The organism is Kitasatospora sp. NPDC048545 (genome assembly GCF_040651155.1).
In the GTDB taxonomy this organism is placed as follows: domain Bacteria; phylum Actinomycetota; class Actinomycetes; order Streptomycetales; family Streptomycetaceae; genus Kitasatospora.
This window is the reverse complement of the sequence record NZ_JBEZIQ010000010.1, coordinates 129,686-153,932: the sequence shown is the minus strand read 5'-3', so window position 1 is coordinate 153,932 and position 24,247 is coordinate 129,686. Positions and strand designations below refer to the sequence as shown.

General features: G+C 75.4%; 17 protein-coding genes. 6 read left to right on the top strand and 11 right to left on the bottom strand.

The window, feature by feature from the left end; genetic code table 11:
- Positions 1–8: 8 nt before the first annotated feature.
- Positions 9–863, bottom strand: coding sequence for a bifunctional methylenetetrahydrofolate dehydrogenase/methenyltetrahydrofolate cyclohydrolase (locus tag AB0D10_RS12665; protein ID WP_360254771.1), 855 nt, complete (start codon positions 861–863; stop codon positions 9–11).
- Positions 864–1,484: 621 nt separating this feature from the next.
- On the opposite strand from AB0D10_RS12665, the gene AB0D10_RS12660 reads away from it, so the two are divergent.
- The gene (locus AB0D10_RS12660; RefSeq protein WP_360254769.1) at positions 1,485–2,111 is read left to right on the top strand and encodes a hypothetical protein; all 627 of its coding nucleotides are present in this window, start codon (positions 1,485–1,487) and stop codon (positions 2,109–2,111) included.
- An 85-nt stretch (positions 2,112–2,196) separates the two neighbouring features.
- On the opposite strand, the gene purH is transcribed toward AB0D10_RS12660, so the two are convergent.
- Entirely contained in the window at positions 2,197–3,774 is a 1,578-nt protein-coding gene (purH, locus tag AB0D10_RS12655; RefSeq protein WP_360254767.1) for a bifunctional phosphoribosylaminoimidazolecarboxamide formyltransferase/IMP cyclohydrolase, read from the bottom strand.
- On the bottom strand, positions 3,771–4,430 hold the full coding sequence (gene purN / locus AB0D10_RS12650; protein ID WP_360254765.1) for a phosphoribosylglycinamide formyltransferase: 660 nt from the start codon (positions 4,428–4,430) through the stop codon (positions 3,771–3,773). The genes purH and purN overlap by 4 nt, the downstream gene beginning before the upstream one ends.
- A gap of 439 nt (positions 4,431–4,869) precedes the next feature.
- On the opposite strand from purN, the gene AB0D10_RS12645 reads away from it, so the two are divergent.
- Positions 4,870–5,535, top strand: a complete 666-nt coding sequence (locus tag AB0D10_RS12645; RefSeq protein WP_360254763.1) for a hypothetical protein — start codon at positions 4,870–4,872, stop codon at positions 5,533–5,535.
- Positions 5,536–5,551: 16 nt separating this feature from the next.
- Here the strand turns inward: AB0D10_RS12645 and AB0D10_RS12640 are convergent, their stop codons facing one another.
- Positions 5,552–6,976: a DUF6350 family protein gene (locus AB0D10_RS12640; RefSeq protein WP_360254761.1), complete on the bottom strand. Its 1,425-nt coding sequence runs from the start codon at positions 6,974–6,976 to the stop codon at positions 5,552–5,554.
- Between the two features lie 132 nt (positions 6,977–7,108).
- Between AB0D10_RS12640 and AB0D10_RS12635 the strand changes: the two genes are divergently transcribed.
- Complete coding sequence (locus AB0D10_RS12635) at positions 7,109–9,481, top strand: LuxR C-terminal-related transcriptional regulator (RefSeq protein WP_360254759.1); 2,373 nt, start codon at positions 7,109–7,111, stop codon at positions 9,479–9,481.
- Positions 9,482–9,537: 56 nt separating this feature from the next.
- Here the strand turns inward: AB0D10_RS12635 and sucD are convergent, their stop codons facing one another.
- The 5 genes from sucD to AB0D10_RS12610 form a co-directional block, all read right to left on the bottom strand.
- Positions 9,538–10,428 carry a succinate--CoA ligase subunit alpha gene (gene sucD, locus AB0D10_RS12630; RefSeq protein ID WP_360254757.1) on the bottom strand — a complete coding sequence of 297 codons (891 nt, stop codon included), beginning with the start codon at positions 10,426–10,428 and terminating at the stop codon, positions 9,538–9,540.
- A gap of 19 nt (positions 10,429–10,447) precedes the next feature.
- Entirely contained in the window at positions 10,448–11,620 is a 1,173-nt protein-coding gene (gene sucC / locus AB0D10_RS12625; RefSeq protein ID WP_360254755.1) for an ADP-forming succinate--CoA ligase subunit beta, read from the bottom strand.
- Between the two features lie 304 nt (positions 11,621–11,924).
- Positions 11,925–13,094, bottom strand: a complete 1,170-nt coding sequence (locus AB0D10_RS12620; protein ID WP_360254753.1) for a VWA domain-containing protein — start codon at positions 13,092–13,094, stop codon at positions 11,925–11,927.
- Positions 13,095–13,171: 77 nt separating this feature from the next.
- Positions 13,172–15,559, bottom strand: a complete 2,388-nt coding sequence (locus AB0D10_RS12615; protein ID WP_360254751.1) for a DUF5682 family protein — start codon at positions 15,557–15,559, stop codon at positions 13,172–13,174.
- Positions 15,560–15,608: 49 nt separating this feature from the next.
- Positions 15,609–16,691 carry an AAA family ATPase gene (locus tag AB0D10_RS12610; RefSeq protein ID WP_360254749.1) on the bottom strand — a complete coding sequence of 361 codons (1,083 nt, stop codon included), beginning with the start codon at positions 16,689–16,691 and terminating at the stop codon, positions 15,609–15,611.
- Between the two features lie 191 nt (positions 16,692–16,882).
- On the opposite strand from AB0D10_RS12610, the gene AB0D10_RS12605 reads away from it, so the two are divergent.
- Both AB0D10_RS12605 and AB0D10_RS12600 read left to right on the top strand, forming a co-directional pair.
- The gene (locus AB0D10_RS12605; protein WP_360254747.1) at positions 16,883–18,196 is read left to right on the top strand and encodes an SWIM zinc finger family protein; all 1,314 of its coding nucleotides are present in this window, start codon (positions 16,883–16,885) and stop codon (positions 18,194–18,196) included.
- 11 nt (positions 18,197–18,207) lie between these two features.
- Entirely contained in the window at positions 18,208–19,806 is a 1,599-nt protein-coding gene (locus tag AB0D10_RS12600) for a DUF5691 domain-containing protein (protein ID WP_360254745.1), read from the top strand.
- A 209-nt stretch (positions 19,807–20,015) separates the two neighbouring features.
- Here AB0D10_RS12600 and AB0D10_RS12595 read toward each other — a convergent pair whose 3' ends face one another.
- Positions 20,016–20,420 carry a cobalamin B12-binding domain-containing protein gene (locus tag AB0D10_RS12595; RefSeq protein ID WP_360254743.1) on the bottom strand — a complete coding sequence of 135 codons (405 nt, stop codon included), beginning with the start codon at positions 20,418–20,420 and terminating at the stop codon, positions 20,016–20,018.
- Between the two features lie 324 nt (positions 20,421–20,744).
- Here AB0D10_RS12595 and AB0D10_RS12590 point away from each other — a divergent pair, with 324 nt between their 5' ends.
- A complete protein-coding gene (locus AB0D10_RS12590) occupies positions 20,745–21,551 on the top strand; it encodes a M23 family metallopeptidase (RefSeq protein WP_360254741.1) in 807 nt (268 codons plus the stop codon).
- Between the two features lie 49 nt (positions 21,552–21,600).
- Here the strand turns inward: AB0D10_RS12590 and pcrA are convergent, their stop codons facing one another.
- A complete protein-coding gene (pcrA, locus tag AB0D10_RS12585; RefSeq protein WP_360254739.1) occupies positions 21,601–24,246 on the bottom strand; it encodes a DNA helicase PcrA in 2,646 nt (881 codons plus the stop codon).
- Between the last annotated feature and the right edge of the window lies 1 nt (position 24,247).

Genomic DNA, 24,247 nt, shown 5'->3' with positions numbered 1-24,247 from the left:
CTGGGGTGTCAGATGCCGGCGCGGCGCTCGGCCGCCTCGACGATGTTGTTGAGCAGCATCGCGCGGGTCATCGGGCCCACGCCGCCGGGGTTCGGGGAGATCCAGCCGGCCACCTCGGCCACGCCCGGGTGGACGTCACCGACGATCTTGCCCTCGCTGCGGCTGACGCCCACGTCCAGCACCGCCGCGCCCGGCTTGACGTCCTCCGGCTTGACCAGGTGCGGCACGCCGGCGGCGGCCACGATGATGTCGGCCTTGCGCAGGTGGGCGCTCAGGTCCCGGGTGCCGGTGTGGCACAGGGTGACCGTGGCGTTCTCGCTGCGGCGGGTCAGCAGCAGGCCGATCGAGCGGCCGACGGTGATGCCGCGGCCGACCACGACCACCTCGGCACCGTTGATCTCGACGTCGTGGCGGCGCAGCAGCTCGACGATGCCCAGCGGGGTGCACGGCAGCGGGCCGTCGATGCCCAGGGCGAGCCGGCCGAGCGAGGTCGGGTGCAGGCCGTCCGCGTCCTTGTCCGGGTCCATGAGCTCCAGGACCGGGTTCTGGTCCAGGCCCTTGGGCAGCGGCAGCTGGACGATGTAGCCGGTGCAGGTCGGGTCGGCGTTGAGCTCGCGGACGACGTTCTCGACGTCCTCCTGGCTCGCCGTCGCGGGCAGCTCGCGCTGGATCGAGGCGATGCCGACCTCGGCGCAGTCCTTGTGCTTCCCGTTCACGTACCAGCGGCTGCCCGGGTCGTCGCCGACCAGGACGGTGCCGAGGCCGGGCGTGACGCCCTTCGCCTTGAGGGCCGCCACGCGGGCGGCGAGTTCGGACTTGATCGCGGCGGCGGTGGCCTTGCCATCGAGAATCTGGGCAGTCATGACCCCATTCTCCCGGATCCCGGCCGGTCGCCGTACCACGGTCGGGCCGGGCCCGCGTCCGGACCCTGCACAAGCCCGCGCAGGACCGGCGCCGGACCGGCACAGGACCCTCGGCGGGGCCCGTCGAGGACCCGCCCGGGGGCCCGGCGCGGGACGTCCGGACGGCACGCCGCCGGCGTCTGCGGCGGGCCCGCCCCGCGCGACCGGGCGGGTACGGAACGTCCGTACCGCATTGCGGTTGCGCCACAGTCTTGACCCGGTGCCGGAACCGGCTGGACAGGGCCCCGTCGTCCGGATGACGATATGCCCGCATCCCCTGCCGCGACCAGGCCCGGTGACGGGCCGACGGACACCGCGGCGGGGCGTATCCGGGGGAAAGAGCCAGTGATCCGACCACAGCAGACCGAGCAGCCCGACCGCCGCCGCGCCGCCGCCGCGCCGCGCCCGTCCAGGCCCGCGCTCGCCCGTTCACCACACTGCTGAGCCGGTCACGCCCGTCACCGCCGCCGGGTTGTCACTGCGCCCCGCCACCGTCCCGTGCCGTCGACGACCCGACTCGCGACCGCAACCGGGGCCTCCGCCGTCCCGTCCCCGCGTCCCCGTAACTGCCCGGAGGCATCGATGAGTTACCCGCCCGACCCGAACAACCCGTACGGCCAGCCGCCCGCCTCGCCGGGCTACGGCTACCCGCAGCAGGCCCCGCCGGCCCCGGGCTACGGCTACCCGCAGGCGGCCGCCCCGGCTTACGGCTACCCGCCGGTGGCCCCGCCGCAGTCCATGCCCGGCCTGGTGGTCACCGCCCGGGTCCTGATGTTCGTCGTGGGCGGTGTGCAGGTCCTCCTCACCGGGTTCCTGCTGATCGTGGCCGCGGGCGCCAAGACCGTCGCCAACCAGCACAGCACCAGCAGCGACACCGCGATCTTCGGCAACGCGGCGGCGGGCGTCCTGCTGATCCTCGGGATCCTGTACCTGCTCGCCTCGGTGCTCTCGATCACGCTCGGGGTGAAGTTCGGCAAGGGCGGCCCGGCCACCCGGATCACCACCATCGTGTACGGCTCGGTGGCCCTGCTGCTCGGTGTGCTCGTGCTGATCAGCGCGATCACCGGGAGCACCAACGCCCAGGCCCAGGCCGCGGGCTCCGGGTTCGGCGCGGTCATCGGCGTGCTGTGGATCGCGATCTGCATCCTCTGGATCGTCGCCATGAGCACCCGGGACGGCGTCAACTGGTTCAACCGGCCGCGCTACTGACCGGCCCGCACGACGCGACGGAGCGGCCCGGCCCCCCTCGGAGGGGGCCGGGCCGCTCTGTCATTGCGTCACACCGTCGGCGGGCTCAGTGGAAGAAGTGCCGCGCACCGGTGAAGTACATGGTCACGCCGGCCTCGGCAGCCGCCGCGACGACCTCCTCGTCACGGATCGAACCGCCGGGCTGGACGATGGCCTTGACGCCGGCCGCGATCAGGATCGCCGGACCGTCCGCGAACGGGAAGAAGGCGTCCGAAGCCGCGTACGCGCCCGAGGCCCGCTCGCCGGCCCGCTCCACCGCGAGCTTGCAGGAGTCGACCCGGTTGACCTGGCCCATGCCGACGCCGACCGAGGCGCCACCCTTGGCCAGCAGGATCGCGTTGGACTTGACGGCCCGGCAGGCCCGCCAGGCGAAGGCCAGCTCGGCCAGTTCGTCGGCGGAGAGCGCCGCACCGGTGGCGAGCGTCCAGTTCGCCGGGTCGTCGCCCTCGGCGTGCACCCGGTCGGCGTCCTGCAGCAGCACGCCGCCGGAGATCGGGCGCACCTCCTGGCGGTTGGCCGGGGCCTCGGGGGCGAGCAGCACCCGCAGGTTCTTCTTGCGGGTCAGCACCTCCAGGGCGCCGTCCTCGTAGCCGGGGGCCACCACGACCTCGGTGAAGATCGGGGCGATCTGCTCGGCCATCTCGACGGTGACCGGGCGGTTGACCGCGATCACACCGCCGTACGCGGAGACCGGGTCGCACTCGTGCGCCTTGCGGTGCGCCTCGGCGACGTCGGCGCCGGTCGCGATGCCGCACGGGTTGGCGTGCTTGATGATCGCCACGGCCGGCTCGGCGTGGTCGTAGGCGGCGCGGCGGGCGGCGTCGGTGTCGACGTAGTTGTTGTACGACATCTCCTTGCCGTGCAGCTGCTGCGCGCCGGCCAGGCCGCCGGTGCCGTCGCTGTACAGCGCGGCGCCCTGGTGCGGGTTCTCGCCGTAGCGCAGCACGTTCTGCCGCTCCCAGGTCGAGCCCAGGAAGGCGGGGAAGCTCTCGTCGCTCGGCGCGTAGCCGGCCTCGAACCAGGAGGCGACGGCCACGTCGTAGGCGGCGGTGTGGGCGAACGCGGCACCGGCCAGGCGCTTGCGGGTCGCCAGGTCGAAGCCACCGTCCTGAACGGCCTTCAGCACGTCGCCGTAGCGGGCCGGGTCGACCACGACGGCCACCGAGGGGTGGTTCTTGGCGGCGGCTCGGACCATGCTCGGACCGCCGATGTCGATCTGCTCGACGCACTCGTCGGGGGTGGCGCCGGAGGCGACGGTGGCCTTGAACGGGTAGAGGTTCACCACGACCAGGTCGAAGGGCTCGACGCCCAGCTCGGCCAGCTGCGCCCGGTGCGACTCCAGCCGCAGGTCGGCCAGCACGCCGGCGTGCACGCGGGGGTGCAGCGTCTTCACGCGCCCGTCCAGGCACTCCGGGAAGCCGGTCAGCTCGGAGACCTCTGTCACCGGGACGCCGGCGGCGGCGATCCGGCCGGCGGTCGAGCCGGTGGAGACGATGGCGACCCCGGCGGCGTGCAGGCCCTGGGCCAGCTCCTCCAGACCGGTCTTGTCGTACACGCTGATCAGCGCGCGACGGATCGGACGGATGTTCTCCGAAACGGGGGGCGTGGTGGAGCTGGCACTCATGCCGGAATCCATACCTTTCGGTCCTCGATGCGGTGACCTTCGCGGGCCAGCCGGCCCACGACGTCGACGAGCAGCTTGCGCTCGACAGTCTTGATGCGCTCGTGCAGCGCGTCGCCGCCATCGGCGTGGTCGGCGTCGACGACCTCGACGACGCCCTGCGCGATGATCGGCCCGGTGTCCACCCCGGCGTCGACCAGGTGGACGGTGCAGCCGGTGACCTTCACGCCGTACGCGAGCGCGTCGGTGACGCCGTGGGCGCCGGGGAAGGCGGGCAGCAGTGCGGGGTGGGTGTTGACGGTCCGCCCGGCGAAGGCGGCGACGAACTCGGGGCCGAGGATCTTCATGAAGCCGGCCGTGACGACCAGGTCCGGCTCGTACTCGGCGACGGAGGCGGTCAGCGCGCGGTCCCAGGCGGCACGGTCGGGGAAGTCCTTCACCCGGTGCACGAAGGTCGGCAGGCCCGCCTTCCCGGCGCGCTCCAGACCGGCGATCCCGTCCCGGTCCGCACCGACGGCGATGACCTCGGCGCCGTACGCCGGGTCCGCGACCGCGTCGAGCAGCGCCTGCAGGTTGGTGCCGGAGCCGGAGACCAGCACCACCAGGCGGGCCGGTCCGGGCGTGCGGGGCGGGAAGTGCTGGGCGGGGGCGGCGGCCACTGCGCGATTCTCCGTAGGTCGGGCGCCGTGCGCTGGTACGTCCACCGGCGGTGGGGCCACTACGAACGGCAGGTCGAGCGAGGGGGAACACCGGGAGAACCTGCCGCGACGCGGGCCCCGGGAACCGATGTGAGCTGCTGACCGTCACCACGATAACGGCTGGTCGGACGGCCTCCGAACCCTCCCGACGGCGCTACGCGCGTAGTTGAGACGGGGATCTCCTCGGGCCCGCAGCACCGGAGTTGCCCTCGGCCGGACCGACCCGGCCGGGCCCGGAACCCGGGCCGCCGGTGGGCCGACGAACGGCTGCGGGATCATTGGGTGGCGCGGGAGACCGCGCCGACCGCGAGACCGCGACGACCGCGGGACCCACGGACCGGCTCCGACCCGGCCCGCCGGGTCCCGACCGAGCTCCGACCGACAAGGATTGGCTGAACCCATGAGCAGCGGCGACGAGACCGACGAGCGCAACCCCTTCGCGCCGCCGCCGGCGGACGCCCCGGACCAGCCGTGGCAGCCGCGCAGCCCCTGGACCGGCGAGGGCCCGGACGGCACCGGCGGCCAGGGCGACGGCCGCCCGCAGCTCCCGCCGCCGTGGGGTCAGGGCGACGGCCGACCCGGCCCGCGGCCCCCGGCCCCGCAGCCGCCCCGGCTCGACCCGGCCGACCCGGCCCACCGCCGGGCCCGCAACGCCGCGCTGGCCGGACCGTTCGCGCTGGTCTGCCTGTTCGCGGGCTTCCACTGGATCGCCCTGCTGATCGGGGTGCTCGGCATCGTCTGGGGGATCGGCGCCCTGCGGAGCCCGAAGGGCGCCCCGGCCGGCGCTCCGTCGGGTGCCACCGGTGCCGCGGGTGCAGTCGGCGCCCCGGGCGCCGTCGGTCCGGTCCCCCGGGGAGCGGCGCCGAACCCGCTCACCCCGGCCGCCCTCGCCGGGATCCTCACCGGCGCGATGACCGTCGTGGTCGCCACCTCGGTGATCGGCCTCAACTACCACTACCGCGACTACGTCACCTGCGTCCGGGACTCGCTCACCACCGCCGGCGTCCAGGGCTGCGACCGCTACGCGCCGCAGTGGTACGTCGACTTCACCGGGAACACCGAGTAGCCCACCCGGCCGCCCGTCAGTCCACCGGGTCCGGCCCCAGGGCCCCGCGGCCGGCCTCGGACAGCCGCAGCACGAGGGCGTGGGCCCGGGCGCGCAGCCGCAGCGCGCCCCGGCGCGTCCACCACGCGAGCCGGGCGTACGCGCTCCGGTCTCCCACCGGGGCGCTCCCCCGCTCCCCCTCCGCCCCGAGCACCCGGTGCCGTACGAGCAGCGCGCCCGGGACGGCCACCAGCGCCAACCAGCCCGCCGCCGCGAGCCCCGCCCGCCACGGCACCGGCCCCAACCAGGCCATCCGGCCACCCGCCAACCCGCCGCCGGACAACCGGCCCAGCAGCGCCGCCCCCACCCCGACCAGCAGCGCCGCCGCCAGCGCGGCCGTCACCGTCGCGGCGGGCGGCCACGGCACCGGCCGCCCCCCGGCGCCCCCGGCCGCCGCGGCCGGACCCCGCCGGCCCGCCGCCGCGCGGCCCAGCAGCACCGCCGGCACCACCCCGGCCAACAGCGGCAGCACCAGCGCCGCCCACCGCCAGCCGCCCGGCCCGTCGGCCGGCAGCAGCGCGAACAGCGGGAACTCCGGCACCGGCCCCAGCGCCGCGCCCCCCGGCGACACCACCGACCCGGCCCCCACCACGAACCCGGGGCCCAGCGCGTACGCCGCGCCCCACAGCACCGCGTTCGGCAGCAGCACCAGCGCGAGCAGCAGCAGCGCCGGCAGCGCGGCCGGCCCGCGCCCGAGCAGCGCCATCCCGCGCCCGCCGCCGGTCGCCGCATCCAGCACCGCCGACACCGCCACCAGCAGCCCGCCCGCCGCGACCAGCCCGGCCCCGGCCGCCAGCGCCGCGGCCCGCACCGGCGCCGCCCCGCCGACCGGACGGTACGGCGGCGGGAGACGGTCCAGCAGGGAGTCGGCGAGCGGGCGGCCCGCGGCCTCCGCCGAGCGGACTCCGGCGGCCGTCGCCAGGGCCGCCACCAGCGCCACCACCAGGATGTCCGGCAGCACCTCGCTGCGGAACGGCCCGGCACCCGCACAGTGCAGCGCCACCGCGACCGCCACCGCGCAGTACCCGGCCCACAACGCCACCGGGCCACCCCAGCGCGACCGCAGCCCGCGCCGTGCCACCACCCCGGCACCCGCCCGGTGGAGCCGGACCACCGCCAGGGCGCCGAGCAGCAGCGGAGTGACGGTCAGCGGGGCGTCGGCCTCCCCGCGCAGCACCGGCGCACCGTGCCCGATCAGCCACAGCACCCCCGCCAACCGGGTGGCAGCGGCCGGGCCGTCGTCCACGGACGGCGTCACCACCCACAGCCCCAGGACCGGCACTCCGACCACCGCCAGGCCGACCAGCGCCGTCCGCACCCCCGTCAACAGGTCGGCCAGCGCTGGCCGTCCGCCCAATTCGCCCGGCGCCTCCAGGATCGGACGGCCCATCAGCTGCGTCATGGGCCACATGGTGCCAAGGCGACTCGCCATGCTCCGTGAACCGGCAAACCGCCGCCGTGTCCCAGATTATTGGCTTATGCGCATTTTCAGACCCTGTCCCCACGACGCCGGCGTCCCGGCCCGGAGCGTCTGATGACCACGCCGCCCACCGCCGACTCCCCCACCCCCAAGCGCCACCGCGAGACCGCCCGCGCCGACCGCGCCGCGACCGGACTACTGCGGAAACTGACCCCGCGTGAGGCCCAGACCCTCGCCCACCTCGCCACCGGCCACGACCTTCCCCACACCGCCGCCGTCCTCGGCGTCACCCCCACCACCGCCCGTAGCTACCTCCTGCGCGCCATGCGGAAGCTCGGCGCCACCACCCAGGCCGAGGCCATCACCCTCGCCGCGGGCTCCCTGCCATCCGTCGTGCCCCCCGGACCGGCGAACTTCGCCGGCCTCACCGCCTCCTCCCTCGGCCCCGCCACGTTCACCGTGCGGGATCTCGGGGATCCGGGCCTCCGCACGGGGAGCACGGACGGACCCGCACGAACGGCCCTGGCCTCGACGGACGGCCGGGGCGGGGGCGGAGACGACCGTACGGCCTCCCCGGCTCCGGCCGGACAGCCGACGCCGCCGCCCCCGCACGACGCCGCCGCCGACGCCGCCCGCCACCCCGCCACGGACCAGCCGGCGGGCGGTACGACCGGGCCGGCAGCGCCGCCAAACGACAGCCCGCGCCCCGCCTCCGGCGCCCGACGCGGCCGGACCGCACGGCGCGCCCGACAGGAGCGCGGGGAGGCAGCGCACACGCCCCCGAGCAAACGCCCGTCCGCCCGCCCCGAACAGCCGCCCCAGCAGGACCGCACCGGTACCGCCCAACGGCCCGGCGAACACGGTGAACACGGCGAAACGGTACGGGCACCGTCACCGGCAGCGGCCTCGGTGCCGGCTGCGGCCGCCGCGGACGCCGGACGGCCGCAGCGCCCCGGCGCCGACCGACCGCAGCAGGCCCGGCCGCCCCGGGAAGAACGTCACGACACGGCGCGGACGGACCCCGCCCCGTCGGCCGCGGGTGGGCCGGGCCGGGCGGGCCCCGCGAACGCGGCGGACCCCGGCACCGCACCGACGGACCCCCGGGCCTCCTCGACGGCGACGCGGCAGCAGACCCCGCCCGCGGACCCGGAACGGTCCCACCCGGCCCCGGCCCCGGCGGCCGACGGACCGGACCGGAACGACCCCACCAGCCCGGCGAGGCGTGACGGCGCCGTCCGGGACGCCGGAGCCGCCACCGTGCCGAAGGGGCCGCAGCGTCCCCCCGGCGGGCCCGCGCAGCCGGGGACGCCGGGTCAGCCGCCGACGGCTGACCCGGTCACAGCCGGGCCGGCACAGGCGGGCGCGGAGGCGCTGCTCCGCGCGGTGGGCGGGCCCGCCCGCCCCACGGAGCAGCGCCGGGACCCGTCGCCGGCCGCCGCGGCACCGCCCCCGTCCACCGACCACCTGGTGCCGAGCTTCGAGGAGCTGTACGAGACCGCCCACACGCGCCTGGTGCAGCAGATGTTCCTGCTGACCGCCTGCCGCCACCGCGCGGTCCACTGCGTGCGGCGGGCGTTCGGGGAGGCCCGGCGGGGATGGCCGGCGGTGGCCGGATCCGGGGATCCGGAGGGGTGGGTGCGGGTGCGGGCGTGCGAGCTGGCGCTGTCGCCGTGGCACCGGGGCGGGCCGCGCCGGGCGCACGTGTGGGGTCTGCCGCACCGGCGGATCAAGGTGCGCCCGGCGGACGAGTCGCAGGCGGTGCTCCCGGACCACGACCGGCTGACCGACCGGGACCGCGCCCTGCTGAAGGCCCTCAAGCGCCTGTCGCGGCCGCAGCGCCGGGCACTGGTGCTGCACGACGGGCTGGGGCTGCCGGCTGCGGCGATCGCGGTGGAGGTGGAGTCGACGCAGGCGGCCGCCGAGGGCCGGGTGTGGACGGCCCGGGCGGCGCTGGCGCAGTGGGTGCCGGACCTGGTGGGGCCCGATCCGGCCACGCCGGGCTTCGCGGACGGGCTGAGCCTGCTGCTCCACCGGGCGGCGGTGCGCGGGTGCCCGGAGCCGCACCGGTCGCCGGTGCCGGTGCTGCGGGCCCGGCACCGGCTGTGGACGGCGAGCCGGACGGGCGCGGCCGCGCTGCTGACGGTGGCGGTCGGCGGGGCGACGCTGGCGACCCTGGCGGGGGTACGGCCGGCGGTGCTGTTCCGTCCGCCGGAGGCACCGGAGCCCGCGCTGTGCCTGCCCGCCGCCGAAGCGGAGGATCCGGGCGTGCCGCTGCAGCCCGGCGGGGTGCCGAACGGCATCAGCAGCCTGTGGTGCAGCCCGGCGCCGGGCTTGGAGGCCGTGGTGGTGGAGCCGCACCCCCAGGCGATCGCCCGCTGGGAGCTGCCGGCGGCGGCCCGGGGCGCGGACGCCCCGCCGCCCCAGGGTCCGGCGGTCTGCCCGCTGTGGTCGCCGCGGCCCTGCACGACCGGGCCGAAGACGCGCTGAAACGACGAGCGCCCCCGCCCGGTCCGGGCGGGGGCGCTCGTTGCGCGCAGGGGTGATCAGGCCTGGGCGGCGATGATCTCGCGGGCCAGGCGGGCGGTCTCGGACGGCGTCTTGCCGACCTTGACACCGGCGGCCTCAAGGGCCTCCTTCTTCGCCTGGGCGGTGCCCGAGGAGCCGGAGACGATGGCGCCGGCGTGGCCCATGGTCTTGCCCTCGGGGGCGGTGAAGCCCGCGACGTAGCCGACGACCGGCTTGGTCACGTTCGCCTTGATGAAGTCCGCGGCACGCTCCTCGGCGTCGCCACCGATCTCACCGATCATGACGATGATCTCGGTCTCCGGGTCCTCCTGGAAGGCCTTGAGAGCGTCGATGTGGGTGGTGCCGATGACCGGGTCGCCACCGATGCCGACGGCCGAGGTGAAGCCGATGTCCCGCAGCTCGTACATGAGCTGGTAGGTCAGAGTGCCGGACTTCGAGACCAGGCCGATCTTGCCGGCGGTGGTGATGTCGGCCGGGATGATGCCGGCGTTCGACTGTCCGGGGCTGATCAGGCCGGGGCAGTTCGGGCCGATGATGCGGGTCTTGTTGCCCTTGGCACCGGCGTGCGCCCAGAAGGCGGCGGTGTCGTGCACCGGAACGCCCTCGGTGATGACGACGGCCAGGCCGATCTCGGCGTCGACGGCCTCGACGACGGCGTCCTTGGTGAACTTCGGCGGCACGAAGATGACGGTGACGTCGGCACCGGTCTTCTCCATGGCCTCGGCGACGGTGCCGAAGACGGGCACCTCGGTGCCGTCGACGTCGACCGTGGTGCCGGCCTTGCGCGGGTTGACACCGCCGACGATCTGGGTGCCGGAGGCGAGCATGCGGCGGGTGTGCTTCATGCCCTCGGAGCCGGTCATGCCCTGAACGATGACCTTGCTGTCCTTGGTAAGGAAGATAGCCATGGTGTGAAAGTCCCCTTCCTTACTTGTTGGCCAGCTCGGCGGCGCGGTCAGCGGCGCCGTCCATGGTGTCCACGCGCTGGACCAGCGGGTGGTTGGCGTCGTCGAGGATCTTGCGACCCAGCTCCGCGTTGTTGCCGTCCAGGCGGACGACCAGCGGCTTGGTGACGTCCTCGCCCTTGCTCTCCAGGAGCGCGAGGGCCTGCACGATGCCGTTGGCGACCGCGTCGCACGCGGTGATGCCGCCGAAGACGTTGACGAAGACCGACTTGACGTCGGGGTCGCCCAGGATGATCTCCAGGCCGTTCGCCATCACCTCGGCGGACGCGCCGCCACCGATGTCGAGGAAGTTGGCGGGCTTGACGCCGCCGTGGTTCTCACCGGCGTAGGCGACCACGTCGAGGGTGCTCATGACGAGGCCCGCGCCGTTGCCGATGATGCCGACCTGGCCGTCGAGCTTGACGTAGTTCAGGCCCTTGGCCTTGGCGGCGGCCTCCAGCGGGTTGGCCGCGGCCTTGTCCTCCAGGGCCTCGTGCTCGGGCTGACGGAACTCGGCGTTCTCGTCCAGGGAGACCTTGCCGTCGAGCGCGATGATCTTGCCGTCACCGGACTTGATCAGCGGGTTGACCTCGACGAGGAGGGCGTCCTCCTTGATGAAGACGGTCCACAGCTTCTGCAGGACCTCGGCGACCTGGTCGGCGACCTCGGCCGGGAACTTCGCCGCGGCGACGATCTCGGCGGCCTTCTCCGGGGTGCAGCCCTCGTTGGCGTCGACCGGGATCTTGGCGAGCGCCTCGGGGTTCTGCTCGGCGACGACCTCGATCTCCACGCCGCCCTCGACGCTGGCCATGGCCAGGAAGGTGCGGTTGGTGCGGTCCAGCAGGAACGAGACGTAGTACTCGTCCTTGATGTCCGCGGTCTGGGCCAGCATCACCTTGTGAACGGTGTGGCCCTTGATGTCCATACCGAGGATCGCCTCGGCCTTGGCGACGGCGTCGGCCGGGTCGGCGGCGAGCTTGACGCCACCGGCCTTGCCACGGCCGCCGACCTTCACCTGAGCCTTGACGACGGCGCGTCCGCCGAAGCGCTCGGCGATGGCGCGAGCGGCTTCGGGGGTCTCGATGACATCACCGTCAAGCACGGGTACACCGTGCTTGGCGAAGATGTCCCTCGCCTGGTACTCGAACAGGTCCACGTGTGTTCGTCCTTGTTCGTGGTCGCGGATTGTGTCTCTACGAGCGTGCCACGGCAGGATCTTCGCTGCGGGTCGTCGGGGCGGTGCGGGTACGCAGAGGTACGGCCTTGCGGCCCACACAGCCACGGGCGCACACGTCAATCAACACGCGCGTCACGTCCGTCTGGCAGGTTATCCCCGTGGGACGGGACTGTTCCGCCCGGGGCCTGTCCGTCTTGGGTGAGAACCGTCACAGACAGCCTAGAGCGTCCGGGTGACCGACCCGTCCACCGATCGGACGGATTCGCGCGTCCGGGTGAATCCGTCACACCCCCTGGTCAGGCACCGGGAGCGGGCGCTTCTCGACGGCCGCCGCCATGATCCCGGGGAAGGCGTCCGGGGTGCAGGCGAAGGCCGGCACGCCGAGGCCGGCCAGGGCCGCGGCGTGCGCGTGGTCGTAGGCGGGCGCGCCCTCGTCGGAGAGCGCGAGCAGGGCGACGAACCCGACGCCGGCCGCCTTCATCGCGGCGATCCGCCTGAGCATGCCGTCCCGGACGCCGCCCTCGTACAGGTCGCTGACCAGGACGACGACGGTCTCCGAGGGGCGGGTGATCTTCGACTGGCAGTAGGCGAGCGCGCGGTTGATGTCGGTGCCGCCGCCGAGCCGGGTGGCGAACAGGACGTCCACCGGGTCGCTGAGCTGATCGGTCAGGTCGACAACCGAGGTGTCGAAGACGACCAGCCGGGTGTCCAGGGTGCGCATCGAGGCGAGTACCGCCCCGAACACCGCCGAGTGCACGACCGAGGACGCCATCGAACCGGACTGGTCGACGCAGAGGATGACGTCCTTCCTCACGGCGCGCCGGGCCCGGGCGTGGCCGACCAGCCGCTCGGGGACGACGGTTCCGTGCTCGGGCAGGTGGTTCTTCAGGTTCGCCCGGATCGTCCGGTCCCAGTCGATGTCGCGGTGCCGGGGGCGGTTGACCCTGGCGCTCCGGTCGAGAGCGCCGCCCAGGGCGGCCCGGGTGCGGTCGGCGAGCCGGCGCTCCAGGTCGGCGACCACCTTGCCGACCACGGCCCGGGCGGTCTCCCGGGTGGTCTCGGGCAGCGCCTGCCTGAGCGAGAGCAGGGTGCCGACCAGGTGGACGTCCGGTTCGACGGCCTCCAGCATCTCCGGCTCCAGCAGCAGCCGGTCCAGGCCGAGCCGGGTGATCGCGTCCTGCTGCATCAGCTGGACGACGGTGGACGGGAAGTACGTGCGGATGTCGCCCAGCCAGCGGGCCACCTGCGGGGCCGAGCCGCCCAGCCCGGCACTGCGGCGGCCGCCGCCGCGGCCCGCCCGGCCGCCCTCCTCGGGCGCGCCGCGGTAGAGCGCGGTGAGGGTGCCGTCCATCGCGGCGTCCCGGCCGCGCAGCGTGCGACCGGTGCCGTCGGCCTCGCCGCCGAGCACCAGCCGCCAGCGGCGCAGCCGTTCGTCGGTTGTGGGCGCTGCCATCTCGTCCTCCTCCTTCAGCGGGTCCTGCGGGACGTGCGGGTCCCGCGGTGACGGGGTCGCCGCGGGCGCGGCGGGCGTCAGGTGTTGCGGCCGGCGGCCTGCCGGGGGATCCGCGGGCGGACGCCGAGCAGCACGGCCACCACCGGGACGGCGGCGTCGGCGCGGGACCGGTCCAGCTCACCCGCCGGCGCCCGGTCCGCGGGGGCCACGTCGAGCGGGCCCGCCGCGACCCGGCTGCCGATGGTCGTCCGCACGCCCGCCTCCAGCCCGGCGAAGGTGCGACGCAGCAGTGGCAGGACGTCGGTGAAGGCCTCTGCGCTCACCCCGGTCAGCCACTCGTCCAGCAGGGCGAGCAGCCTCGGGTCGTGCAGCAGCAGGGCGCCGCCGCCGGTGAGGAAGCCCTCGACCCACCCGGCCGCGTCCGCCGCGGAGTTGGCGGCCGACAGGACCAGCCGCAGCCGGCGGCCTGCCTCCAGCGAGTCGAGCCAGCCGTCGTCCGACAGGAGCCGGACGGCCCGGCCGCGGAGCAGCCCCGGGGCGCCGGTGGCCGGGCCGCCGGACGGCTCGCGGGCGGCCAGCGAGCGCAGCGCGGCGGCCCAGCGGTCGGCCAGGCCGGCGGGGCCGGCGGGGCCGGCGTGGTCCGTTCCGGGGGCAGCGCCGTTGTCGGCGGCGGTGTCGGCGGGGGCGACGGGGGCGACGGGGGCGGCGGGGGCGAACCGCGGCCCGACCGAGGTCAGCAGGCCGATCGCGCCGTGCACCTCGTCGAGGAGGCCGCGCATGGCCGCCGCGCTCCCGGCGTCCAGCCCGACGCAGGCGGACGGCAGCCCGACGCAGACCCGCTCGGCCAGGCCGACCGCCGCCCCGGCGAGCGCGCCGTGGTCGGTGCCGCGCACGTCGCCGTAGCGCAGCGCGCGGACCAGGGCGGGCAGCGCGCCCGCGAGGTGCGCGACATCGGTGTCCAGGGCCGCGCGGTCGGCGAGCACCCGCATCACGGCGGGCAGCGCACCGGACAGCCCGGCCAGCAGGCAGGTCTCCACCAGGCCGGTCAGTTCGGCGAGGTCGACGGCGGCACGGGCGGTGCCGACCGCCTTGGCGCCGGCCGCCTCCTCGACCGTGGTGCCCCACTGCGCGGCCTCGGCGATCCGGACCGCCAGCTCCGGCTGCCAGCACAGCCGCCAGCTCTCGCGGAACGTCCCGGTCGAGTTGACCGGGGAGCGGACCGGCACCCCCCATTCCACGCCCAGCAGCCGCAGCCGGTGCAGCAGCCGGGAGCGGGCCGCGTCGGTCTCCTTGCGCAGGTCGAGGTCGACGTCCTTCGACGCGGCCTCGGGCTTGAGCCGCAGCGAGCGCTGCAGCCGGGAGAGGTCGCGCTGCAGCGGCACCGCCGGTGCGGCGGCCGGGACCTCGCCGAGCCGGTCGCCGACCACCAGGCGGTCCCGGACCAGTTCCAGGGCGACGTCCGACCCCTCGCAGAGCACCGCGCGCGCGGCGTCCAGGGTCTCGGTCAGCCCGGCGAGCGGGCGGCCGCGCAGGACGGCCAGGGTCTCGGCGAGCCGGACCGCCTCGATGACGTGGGCGGAGGAGACCGGGTGGTCCTCGGCGCGCAGGAGTTCGGCGGCCCGGGCGAGCCAGCGCGGCACCGGGTCGCCGTCGGTGCTGAACAGGTGGTGGTACCAGCCGGGTGACTGCACGCCCGCGCCGTAGCCGGTGGACCGGGAGAGCCGACGGTGCGTCCACGGCACCCAGGTGATGTCCGTGCGCACCTTCTTGGGCAGCCCGGCGAGCAGCGCCCGGTCGTGCGCGACGGTCGGCATCGTCTCCAGCGCGGGGACGTGGAAGGCGCCGCAGACCACCGCGATCCGCCGGTGCCCGGCGCGGCGGGCGGCGCGGATCCGCCCGCGCATGTACGCCTCGCGCAGCAGGTCCCGGCGGGACTCGCCGAGTCCCTCGGCGCGCAGTGCGCCCATGGCCGCGGCGACGGCGGCGAACGGGGCGAGCACGTCGGCGCCGGGCGCGCGGTGCTCGACCACGTCCTCCCACCAGCGCTCCGGGTCGTCGTGCCCGGCCGCCGCGGCGAGCAGCGCCACCGGGTCGGCGGGCGGTTCGCCGGCGTCGTCGGAATCGAGGGCGGTCCAGGGAGCGGGCGCGAAGCCGTACCCGGCGGGCAGGTCGATGAAGCGGACCGGCAGGTCGTGGTCCACGGCGTGCCGGATCGCCACCCACTCCGGGGAGAACTCGGCGTACGGCCAGAAGGCGGCCTTCGCCGGGTCGTCCACCGCGTGGGCGAGCAGCGCGACCGGCGGCACCAGGTCCTTCCCGGCGGCCAGGTGGACGATGTCATCGGCCTCCGGCGGGCCCTCGATCAGCACCGCGTCCGGCTCCCACCGGGCGAGCGCGGCGGCCACCGCCCGGGCCGAGCCGGGGCCGTGGTGGCGGATGCCGAGCAGGGCGACCTCGGACGTCATGCTCCCACCCCGCGCCGCCCGTCCCGCCCGCCCGACCCGCTGCGCCCGCTCACGCGGTCACCTCGCGGGCGGCGCGGTAGAAGTCCTTCCAGCCGTCGCGCTCGCGCACCACGCCTTCGACGTACTCCCGCCAGACCGCCCGGTCCGCCACTGGGTCGCGGACGACGGCGCCGAGGATGCCGGTGGTCACGTCGCCGGCGCGCAGCACGCCGTCGCCGAAGTGGGCGGCCAGGGCGAGGCCGTTGGTCACCACCGAGATCGCCTCGGCGGTGGAGAGGGTGCCGCTCGGGGTCTTGACCTTCGTCCGGCCGTCCACCGTGATCCCGGCCCGCAGCTCGCGGAAGACGGTGACCACGCGTCTGATCTCCTCGGCGCCGCCGGGCAGTTCGGGCAGGTCCAGGGAGCGGCCGAGCTGGTTGACCCGGCGGGTGACGATGTCGACCTCCTCCTCCAACGAGCCCGGCAGCGGCAGCACGACGGTGTTGAAGCGGCGGCGCAGCGCGCCGGAGAGCTCGTTGACCCCGCGGTCGCGGTCGTTGGCGGTGGCGATCACGTTGAAGCCGCGCACCGCCTGCGTCTCGGTGCCCAACTCCGGTACCGGGAGCGTCTTCTCGGACAGGATGGTGATCAGACTGTCCTGGACGTCGGCCGGGATGCGGGTCAGCTCCTCGACCCGGGCGATCCGGCCCCCCGCCATCGCCCGCATCAACGGGGAGGGGACCAGGGCGTCCCGGCTGGGGCCGTGGGTCAGCAGCCGGGCGTAGTTCCAGCCGTACCGGACGGCCTCCTCGGGGGTGCCGGCCGTGCCCTGCACCAGCATCGTGGAGTCGCCGCTGATCGCGGCGGCCAGGTGCTCCGACACCCAGGTCTTCGCGGTGCCGGGCACCCCGAGGAGCAGCAGCGCGCGGTCCGTCGCCAGGGTCGTCACGGCGACCTCGACGATCCGGCGCGGGCCGACGTACTTGGGGGTGATCGCGGTGCCGTCGGGCAGTTCGCCACCGAGCAGGTACGCCGCCACGGCCCAGGGCGACAGCTTCCAGCGCTCGGGGCGCGGACGGTCGTCCTGCGCGGCCAGGGCGGCCAGTTCGCCGGCGAAGGCGTCCTCGGCGTGCTGCCGCAGAACATCGGTCACGAGGGGCTCCTTCGGGTCGGCCGCCGGAGGCACGGGTGCCCCGGCGGCTGGATGATCGGGGGGAGCCAGGCCGGCGTCCCGACCTGTGGGAACCACCCTGCACCGGACCACTGACATCGTCCGCCGGGCCGGCGGGACGGCTCCGGACGGACAGTCAGCGGATGTCAGTGCCGCCGCCTACGGTCGGACGCATGGAGGAACGCTGGAGCACCCGACACGTCCTGTCCCTGGCCCCTGACGCCACGTCGCGGAAGACGGCGGGCAGGCTCTCCTCGCCCGCGCCGTGGTCCGGCACGGGCACCGACGGCGTCGCGGTCTGGGGCGAGTGCAGGGGCAGCGGCCGCACCCCGTACCGCACCGCGGTCGAACTCGCCACGCCCGCCTACCGGTGCAGCTGCCCGAGCCGGAAACTCCCGTGCAGTCACGCGCTCGGACTCCTCCTGCTGTGGAGCGGCTCCCCGGAGGCCGTCCCCGCCGCCGAGCCCGCCGACTGGGTCCGCGCATGGCTCCGGGACCGCCGGGAGCACGTCGGGAAGCGCCCCACGGCCCCGGCCGACCCGGAGGCCGCCCGCCGCCGGGCCGAGAGGCGCGGCGCCCGGGTCACGGCCGGCGCGGCCGAGCTGCGGCTGCGCCTGGCGGACCGCATCCGGCACGGACTGGCCGACCCGTCCGGCGCCGGCCCCTGGGAGGAGGTCGCCGCCCGGATGGTCGACGCGCAGGCCCCCGGCCTGGCCACCCGGGTCCGCGAACTCGACGCCCTGCCGCCGGAGCGGCTGTTGGAGGAGTACGCGATGCTCCACCTCCTCGCCACGGCCGCCACCCGGGTCGACGAGCTGCCCGCGGACCTGGCCGCGACGGTCCGCGCCCGGGTCGGGTACACCCTGGACGCCGCCGAGGTGCTGGCCGGCCCCACCGTCCGCGACCGCTGGCTGGTGCTCGGCAGCCGCACGATGCCGATGGAGGGGAGCTCCGACGACCGGCTGACCACCCGCCGGGTCTGGCTGCGCGGCGCCAAGACCGGCCGCCCCGCCCTCCTGCTGGCCTTCGGCCGCCCCGGCCAGGCCCCCGACCTCGCCCTGCCCACCGGCCACCTCCTGGAGGCCGAACTCGCCTACCACCCCGCCGCCCGCCCGCTGCGCGCCGTCCTCGGCACCCGGCACGGCGCCCCCGGGGCGGGCCCGGCCGAGCCGCCCGCCGGGCTCTCCGTGGCCGAGGCGGTGGCCGGGTACGGCACCGCCGTCGCCGACGACCCGTGGCTGGAGGGCTGGCCGACCGTCCTCACCGGCGTCGTCCCGGTCCGCACGCCCGACGGCTGGTACCTGACGGACGGCCACCACACGCTGCCCGTCCGCGCCGCGGCCGTCCCGGAGCCGGCCCTGTGGCGGCTGGCCGCGGTCTCCACCGGTCGTCCGCTGACGGTCTTCGGCGAGTACGGCCACCAGGGCTTCGTCCCGGTCACGGCCTGGCCCGCCGGGCACCGCCCGGTCGGCCTCACCCACCCCTAGGAGCACCACGAATGACGACCACCCAGGACCCGTGGGAGATCCTGCAGACCAGCGCCCTGCTCGGCACCGACCGCCGCCCGCTCCCGGCCACCGCCCTGCCGTTCGCCGACGCCGTCGACCCGGCCGACCCGGCCACCGCCCTGCTGGAGCTGGCCGCCCTCGCCACCGTCCGCCGCCGCGCGGGCGCGCTGCCCGTAGCGGCCACCCGACCGCCCGGGCCGCCGGCGCCCGAGGACCCCCGCCCGGAGCTGCCCGAGCCGGCCGCCCGCCGGCTGGCCGCCCTGCTGGCCGGCCGTACCGGCGGCAGCGGCGGCACCCTGGCCAACCTGACCGAGCTGCTGCCGCAGTGGCTCGCCACCGCCCGGGCCCGCGGTCTGCGACCGCCCGCCGCACTGATACCCGGCCTGCTCGACGCCGCCCGCGCACGCGGCGAACTGCGCTCCGACGCCGTCGCGCTGGCCGGTCCGCCGGGCCGCTGGCTGGCGGAGCGGAACCCCGACTGGCGGTTCGTGCTGCGCACCACCACCGAGGACCCGACGCACCGACCGGCCGACCCCGCCGACCACCAGCTCTGGCACGAGGGCCTGTTCGCCGAGCGCGTCACCCACCTCACGCTGCTGCGCCGCCGGGACCCGGCCGCCGGACTGGAGCTGCTGCGGAGCACCTGGTCCACCGAGCGCGCCGAGGACCGCCTGCTCTTCCTGGACGCCCTCCAGGACGGCCTCTCCCCCGCCGACGAGCCGTTCCTGGAGGCCGCCCTCGGCGACCGCAGCAAGAACGTCCGCGCCACCGCCGCCGAACTGCTCTCCACCCTGCCCGGCTCCGCCCTCGCGGGCCGGATGGCCGAGCGGGCGCGGGCCGCCGTCCGCCTCGCCGAAGCCCGCACGCACCTGCTGGTCACCCCGCCCGCCGAGTGCGACGCGCGGATGCAGCGCGACGGCATCACGCCCAAGTCCCCCACCGGGCGCGGCGAACGGGCCTGGTGGTTCGGCGAGGTGGTGGCCGCGGCCCCGCTCGCGGTCTGGCCGGAGAGCACCGGCCTGACACCCGAACAGCTGCTCGCCCTGCGGGTCGGCGACAGCATCGACGAGACCAGCAGCAGCTGGGCCGACGACCTGCGGGAGGCCTGGGCGCGCGCCGCCGTCCGCCAGCACGACGCCGACTGGGCCCGGGCGCTGCTCGGCCCGGCCCCGGTGCCGCCCGGGCGCGGCGCCGGCCGGGCCCGCGCCCCGCGCGCCACCGGTGCCCCGGCCAAGCTGCTGGCCGTCCTGCCGCCCGAGGAGCGGGCCGCCTGGACGGCCGCGTTCATCGGGGTGCACGGGCTGGGCGAGGCCTTCCAGCTGCTCGGCGCCTGCGCCACCCCGTGGACGCCGCCGCTGTCCACCGCCGTGGTGGGCGCCCTGGCCCGGGCCGCCGCCTCCGGCGCGTACCCGTGGAGCCACAGCGGGGTGCTCGGGATGACGGAGCGCGCGCTCGCGCCCGGGGAGGCCGACGCGGTGGAGGAGCTGGCCGCGTCGGCGGCCCCGGACTCCGCCTGGTCCGAGACCTTCGCCCGGCTGGCCGGCACCCTGCGCTTCCGGGCCGCGATGCTCGCGGAGCTGGCGGGCTGACGCCGGGCGGGCGGGCGGCGGGTCCGGCACGCCCGTCGACCGGTCGTGGGTGTGCCGGACGCCGGGAACGCCACAGCGGGCTGCGCCCGGAAGTGCCACAGCGACACAGCCCCGGAACGCCACAGCGGCACGGCCCCGGAAATGCCGCAGCGGGCCGCGCCCGAAGGCCCGGCCCGCCCCGTCCGGCCCGAGGCCGTCCCGCCGACGGGTCAGCTCGCCCGCAGGTTGGCCTCGACCCAGGCGACCACGTCCCGGGTGGGTGTGCCCGGGGTGAAGATGTCCGCGACGCCCATCGCCTTCAGCTCGGCGACGTCCTCGTCGGGGATGATCCCCCCGCAGAAGACCTTGATGTCCGCCGCGTCGCGCTCCTTCAGCAACTCCAGCACCCGCGCGCACAGCGTCATGTGGGCGCCGGAGAGGATCGACAGCCCGATGCCGTCCGCGTCCTCCTGGATCGCGGTGTCGACGACCTGCTCGGGCGTCTGGTGCAGCCCGGTGTAGATGACCTCCATACCGGCGTCGCGCAGGGCACGCGCAATGACCTTGGCGCCACGGTCGTGACCGTCGAGCCCCGGTTTGGCGACCACCACACGGATCGGCCCCGACACACTCATCACTGCCTCCTGGACCTCGTCGTCCACCACCCCACCGGGCCTTGTGGGCCACGGGCGCGGTTAACGGTCAATAACCAACCTGAGGGGAGGTTAGCGCCACCCGGCCCGCTTGACCGAGCCCCCTCCCAAGAGGAGGGCAAAGTCACAGCTCCAGGCCTTGCTACCAGCGGGTATACCCGTCCTTCCGGCAACGTCCCCACAGACCCCCCGGGCGACCCCTTGACACCGGGAGGTTTTTCCGGCGCGCCTCTCCTCCCGCTACAGTCACGGCAGTTCGACCTCGTCCGATGACGTGCCCGAGGCCCACCGAGGAGGCAGCCCCCGATGGCTCCCGAAGCAGCCGCCCGTCCGACCCGTGCGGAGCTGCGCCTCGCCGCCCGCGAGCAGTCCCGCGCCCAGCGCCGCGGCGCCGCCAGGGCGGCCACCCGAACGGCGCTGCTGCGGGTAGCGCTGCCGTCGGTGGCGGCGCTCGGGGTCGCGGCCGCGGCGGCGATCACGGTCCACGGGGAGGCCGACCAGCAGCGCGTCCAGGCCTCCGGACGGCTGCCGCAGCAGACCGCCGCGGACGCCGCCCCGGACAACGCGCCCGGCGGCGCGGCGGCCGCGCAGGTGACCGCGGCCGGTGACCGGGCCCAGGCCTCGCGCGGCGACGCCCGTCGGCCGCTGGCCGGTGCGCAGCCCGCCGACGCCCCGACCGCCCAGCCCACCCCCGCGCCGGCGCCCGAACCGGTCAAGCCCACGGTGGTCATGCCGGTCGCGCAGCACGGCCTCGGCGAGCTGTTCGGCGAGGCGGGCACCCACTGGGCCAACCGCCACACCGGCATCGACTTCCCGGTGGACGGCGGCACCCAGGTGATGGCCGTCGCCGACGGCACGATCCGCACCCAGTGGAACCCGTTCTACGGCTACATGTCGATGCTCAAGATGTCCGACGGCACCGAGGTCTGGTACTGCCACCTGCGCGCGTACAAGATCCGCAAGGGGCCGGTGAAGCAGGGCGACGTCATCGCCTTCGTCGGCAGCAGCGGCAACAGCACCGGGCCGCACCTGCACTTCGAGGTCCGGCCGGCCGGCAGCGGGCCGGTCGACCCGCTGCCGTGGTTCCTGGCCAACGGCCTGGACCCCCGGTAGGGCCGGGCCGCGAACCCCGACCACGGCGGTTCGCGGACCGGCCCGGGTACTACAGCTTCTCCACCGGCGCGTAGCGCAGCAGCAGTTGCTTGCGCCCGTCCGTGCCGAAGTCGACGGTGGCCTGCGCCCGGTCGCCCACGCCCGTCACGGCCACCACCGTGCCCAGTCCGAAGCTGTCGTGGGTGACCCGGTCGCCGACCGCCAGCGAGACGGCGTCGCGCTCCACGGCCTGGCCGCCGCGCCGCGCGGACTGCCCCCAGCCCGCCTTCGGCGAGGCGGAGGCCGAGGACGAGGACCTCGACGAGGAACGCGAACCGCCGCCCCCGGACGAGGACTTGCCCCAGGACGAGCCCGAGGAGAAGCCGCGCTGCGCCGGCGCCTGCACCGCCCCGGTGCGCTTCCACTCCACCAACGTCTCCGGGATCTCCTCCAGGAACCGCGAGGCCGGGTTGTACGCCGGCTGCCCCCACGCACTGCGCAGCACCGAGCGGGTCAGGTACAGCCGCTCGCGCGCCCGGGTGAGCCCGACGTACGCGAGCCGGCGCTCCTCCTCCAGCTCCTTGACCTGGTTGAGCGCCCGCATGTGCGGGAAGATCCCGTCCTCCATGCCGGTCAGGAAGACGACCGGGAACTCCAGTCCCTTGGCGGTGTGCAGGGTCATCATCGTGATGACGCCCCGCCCCTCCTCGTCCTCGTCCGGGATCTGGTCGGAGTCGGCGACCAGCGCGACCCGCTCCAGGAAGTCGGCCAGCGAGCCGACCGGCGGGGTGCCGTCCTCCCCGGCGTCCGGCCGCTCGCCCGGGTCCTGCTCGTACTCGAGGGCGACGGAGGCGAGTTCCTGCAGGTTCTCCACCCGGGTCTCGTCCTGCGGGTCGGTGGAGGACTGGAGCTCGGCCAGGTAGCCGGTCTCCTCCAGGACCGCCTCCAGGACCGCCGCCGGGCCCGCGCCCGACTCGACCACCTGGCGCAGCCCGGCCATCAGGACGTTGAACTTCTTGACGGCGTTGGCCGAGCGCGCGGCCATCCCGTACGCCTCGTCCACCCGGGCCAGCGCCTGGGCGAAGGAGATCCGCTCCCGCGCGGCCAGCGCGTCGATCATCGCCTCGGCCCGCTCACCGATGCCGCGCTTGGGCACGTTGAGGATCCGGCGCAGCGGCACGGTGTCCTCCGGGTTGGAGAGCACCCGCAGGTACGCCAGGACGTCCCGGACCTCCTTGCGCTCGTAGAAGCGCACCCCGCCGACCACCTTGTACGGCAGGCCGACCCGGATGAACACCTCCTCGAAGACGCGGGACTGGGCGTTGGTCCGGTAGAAGATCGCGACGTCGCCGGGCTTGGCCTCGCCCTTGTCGGTGAGCCGGTCGATCTCGTCGGCGATGAACTGCGCCTCGCCGTGCTCGTCGTCCGCCACGTAGCCGACGACCTTCTCGCCGTGGTCGCCGGCCGTCCACAGCTTCTTCTCGCGGCGGTTGCCGTTGCGCTCGATGACGGCGTTGGCGGCGCTCAGGATGGTCTGCGTGGAGCGGTAGTTCTGCTCCAGCAGGATCGTGGTCGCGTTCGGGTAGTCCTCCTCGAACTGGAGGATGTTGCGGATGGTCGCGCCGCGGAAGGCGTAGATCGACTGGTCCGCGTCACCGACGACGCACAGCTCGGCCGGCGGCACCTCGGCGAGGTGCGCGGCCGCCGGGTTCACGAAGTCCCCGTCGGCGGTGCGCTTGGGCGCGGCCGTGACGGAGCCCCCGCTCAGCTCCCGGACCAGCATGTACTGGGCGTGGTTGGTGTCCTGGTACTCGTCGACCAGGATGTGCCGGAACCGGCGCCGGTAGTGCTCGGCGACGTCGGGGAAGGCCTGCAGCAGGTTCACCGTCGTCATGATGATGTCGTCGAAGTCCAGCGCGTTGGCCTCGCGCAGCCGCCGCTGGTACAGCGCGTACGCCTCGGCGAGCTTCTTCTCCATCGGGTTGGCGGCCTGGTCGGCGAAGGTCTCCTCGTCGATCAGCTCGTTCTTGAGGTTGCTGACCTTCGCCGTGAAGGACTTCGGCGGGAACTGCTTCGGGTCCAGGTCGAGGTCGCGGCAGACCAGCGACATCAGCCGCTGCGAGTCGGCGGAGTCGTAGATCGAGAAGCTGGAGGTGAAGCCCAGCTGCTTGGACTCGCGGCGCAGGATCCGCACGCAGGCGCTGTGGAAGGTGGACACCCACATCGCCCGGGCCCGCGGGCCGACCAGCGCCTCGACGCGCTCGCGCATCTCGCCGGCGGCCTTGTTGGTGAAGGTGATCGCCAGGATCTCTCCCGGCTGCACCCCGCGGGCGCCCAGCAGGTGGGCGATCCGGTGGGTCAGCACCCGGGTCTTGCCCGAGCCGGCACCGGCCACGATCAGCAGCGGCGAGCCCGCGTGCAGCACGGCCTCGCGCTGCGGGTCGTTCATCCCCTCCAGCAGCTGCGCCGGGTCGATCACGGGACGGGCGGCGCCGTTGCGGTACCAGGCGTCCCGCTCCGCCTCGGCGACGCCCCCGGGCTGATCGAAGGCCGTGGTCTGGAACAGTCCGTCCGGGATCGCCTCCTCGTACGCGTCGTACGGCACGTCGTCCTCGTACGGCGGGGGCTCCTCGTCGATGGGCGCGGCGGGCTGCTTCGACCCGGCGGCGGGTGCCTCGAAGCCGGGGAGCGGGAGGTCTTCAAAGAGGCTAGTCATG

Excerpts from the sequence above, each read along its gene's own strand:
- AB0D10_RS12665 (WP_360254771.1), bottom strand. The coding sequence starts at position 863 with ATGACTGCCCAGATTCTCGATGGCAAGGCCACCGCCGCCGCGATCAAG.
- AB0D10_RS12660 (WP_360254769.1), top strand. The coding sequence starts at position 1,485 with ATGAGTTACCCGCCCGACCCGAACAACCCGTACGGCCAGCCGCCCGCC.
- purH (WP_360254767.1), bottom strand. The coding sequence starts at position 3,774 with ATGAGTGCCAGCTCCACCACGCCCCCCGTTTCGGAGAACATCCGTCCG.
- AB0D10_RS12645 (WP_360254763.1), top strand. The coding sequence starts at position 4,870 with ATGAGCAGCGGCGACGAGACCGACGAGCGCAACCCCTTCGCGCCGCCG.
- AB0D10_RS12640 (WP_360254761.1), bottom strand. The coding sequence starts at position 6,976 with ATGACGCAGCTGATGGGCCGTCCGATCCTGGAGGCGCCGGGCGAATTG.
- AB0D10_RS12635 (WP_360254759.1), top strand. The coding sequence starts at position 7,109 with ATGACCACGCCGCCCACCGCCGACTCCCCCACCCCCAAGCGCCACCGC.
- sucD (WP_360254757.1), bottom strand. The coding sequence starts at position 10,428 with ATGGCTATCTTCCTTACCAAGGACAGCAAGGTCATCGTTCAGGGCATG.
- AB0D10_RS12620 (WP_360254753.1), bottom strand. The coding sequence starts at position 13,094 with ATGGCAGCGCCCACAACCGACGAACGGCTGCGCCGCTGGCGGCTGGTG.
- AB0D10_RS12615 (WP_360254751.1), bottom strand. The coding sequence starts at position 15,559 with ATGACGTCCGAGGTCGCCCTGCTCGGCATCCGCCACCACGGCCCCGGC.
- AB0D10_RS12605 (WP_360254747.1), top strand. The coding sequence starts at position 16,883 with ATGGAGGAACGCTGGAGCACCCGACACGTCCTGTCCCTGGCCCCTGAC.
- AB0D10_RS12600 (WP_360254745.1), top strand. The coding sequence starts at position 18,208 with ATGACGACCACCCAGGACCCGTGGGAGATCCTGCAGACCAGCGCCCTG.
- AB0D10_RS12595 (WP_360254743.1), bottom strand. The coding sequence starts at position 20,420 with ATGAGTGTGTCGGGGCCGATCCGTGTGGTGGTCGCCAAACCGGGGCTC.
- AB0D10_RS12590 (WP_360254741.1), top strand. The coding sequence starts at position 20,745 with ATGGCTCCCGAAGCAGCCGCCCGTCCGACCCGTGCGGAGCTGCGCCTC.
- pcrA (WP_360254739.1), bottom strand. The coding sequence starts at position 24,246 with ATGACTAGCCTCTTTGAAGACCTCCCGCTCCCCGGCTTCGAGGCACCC.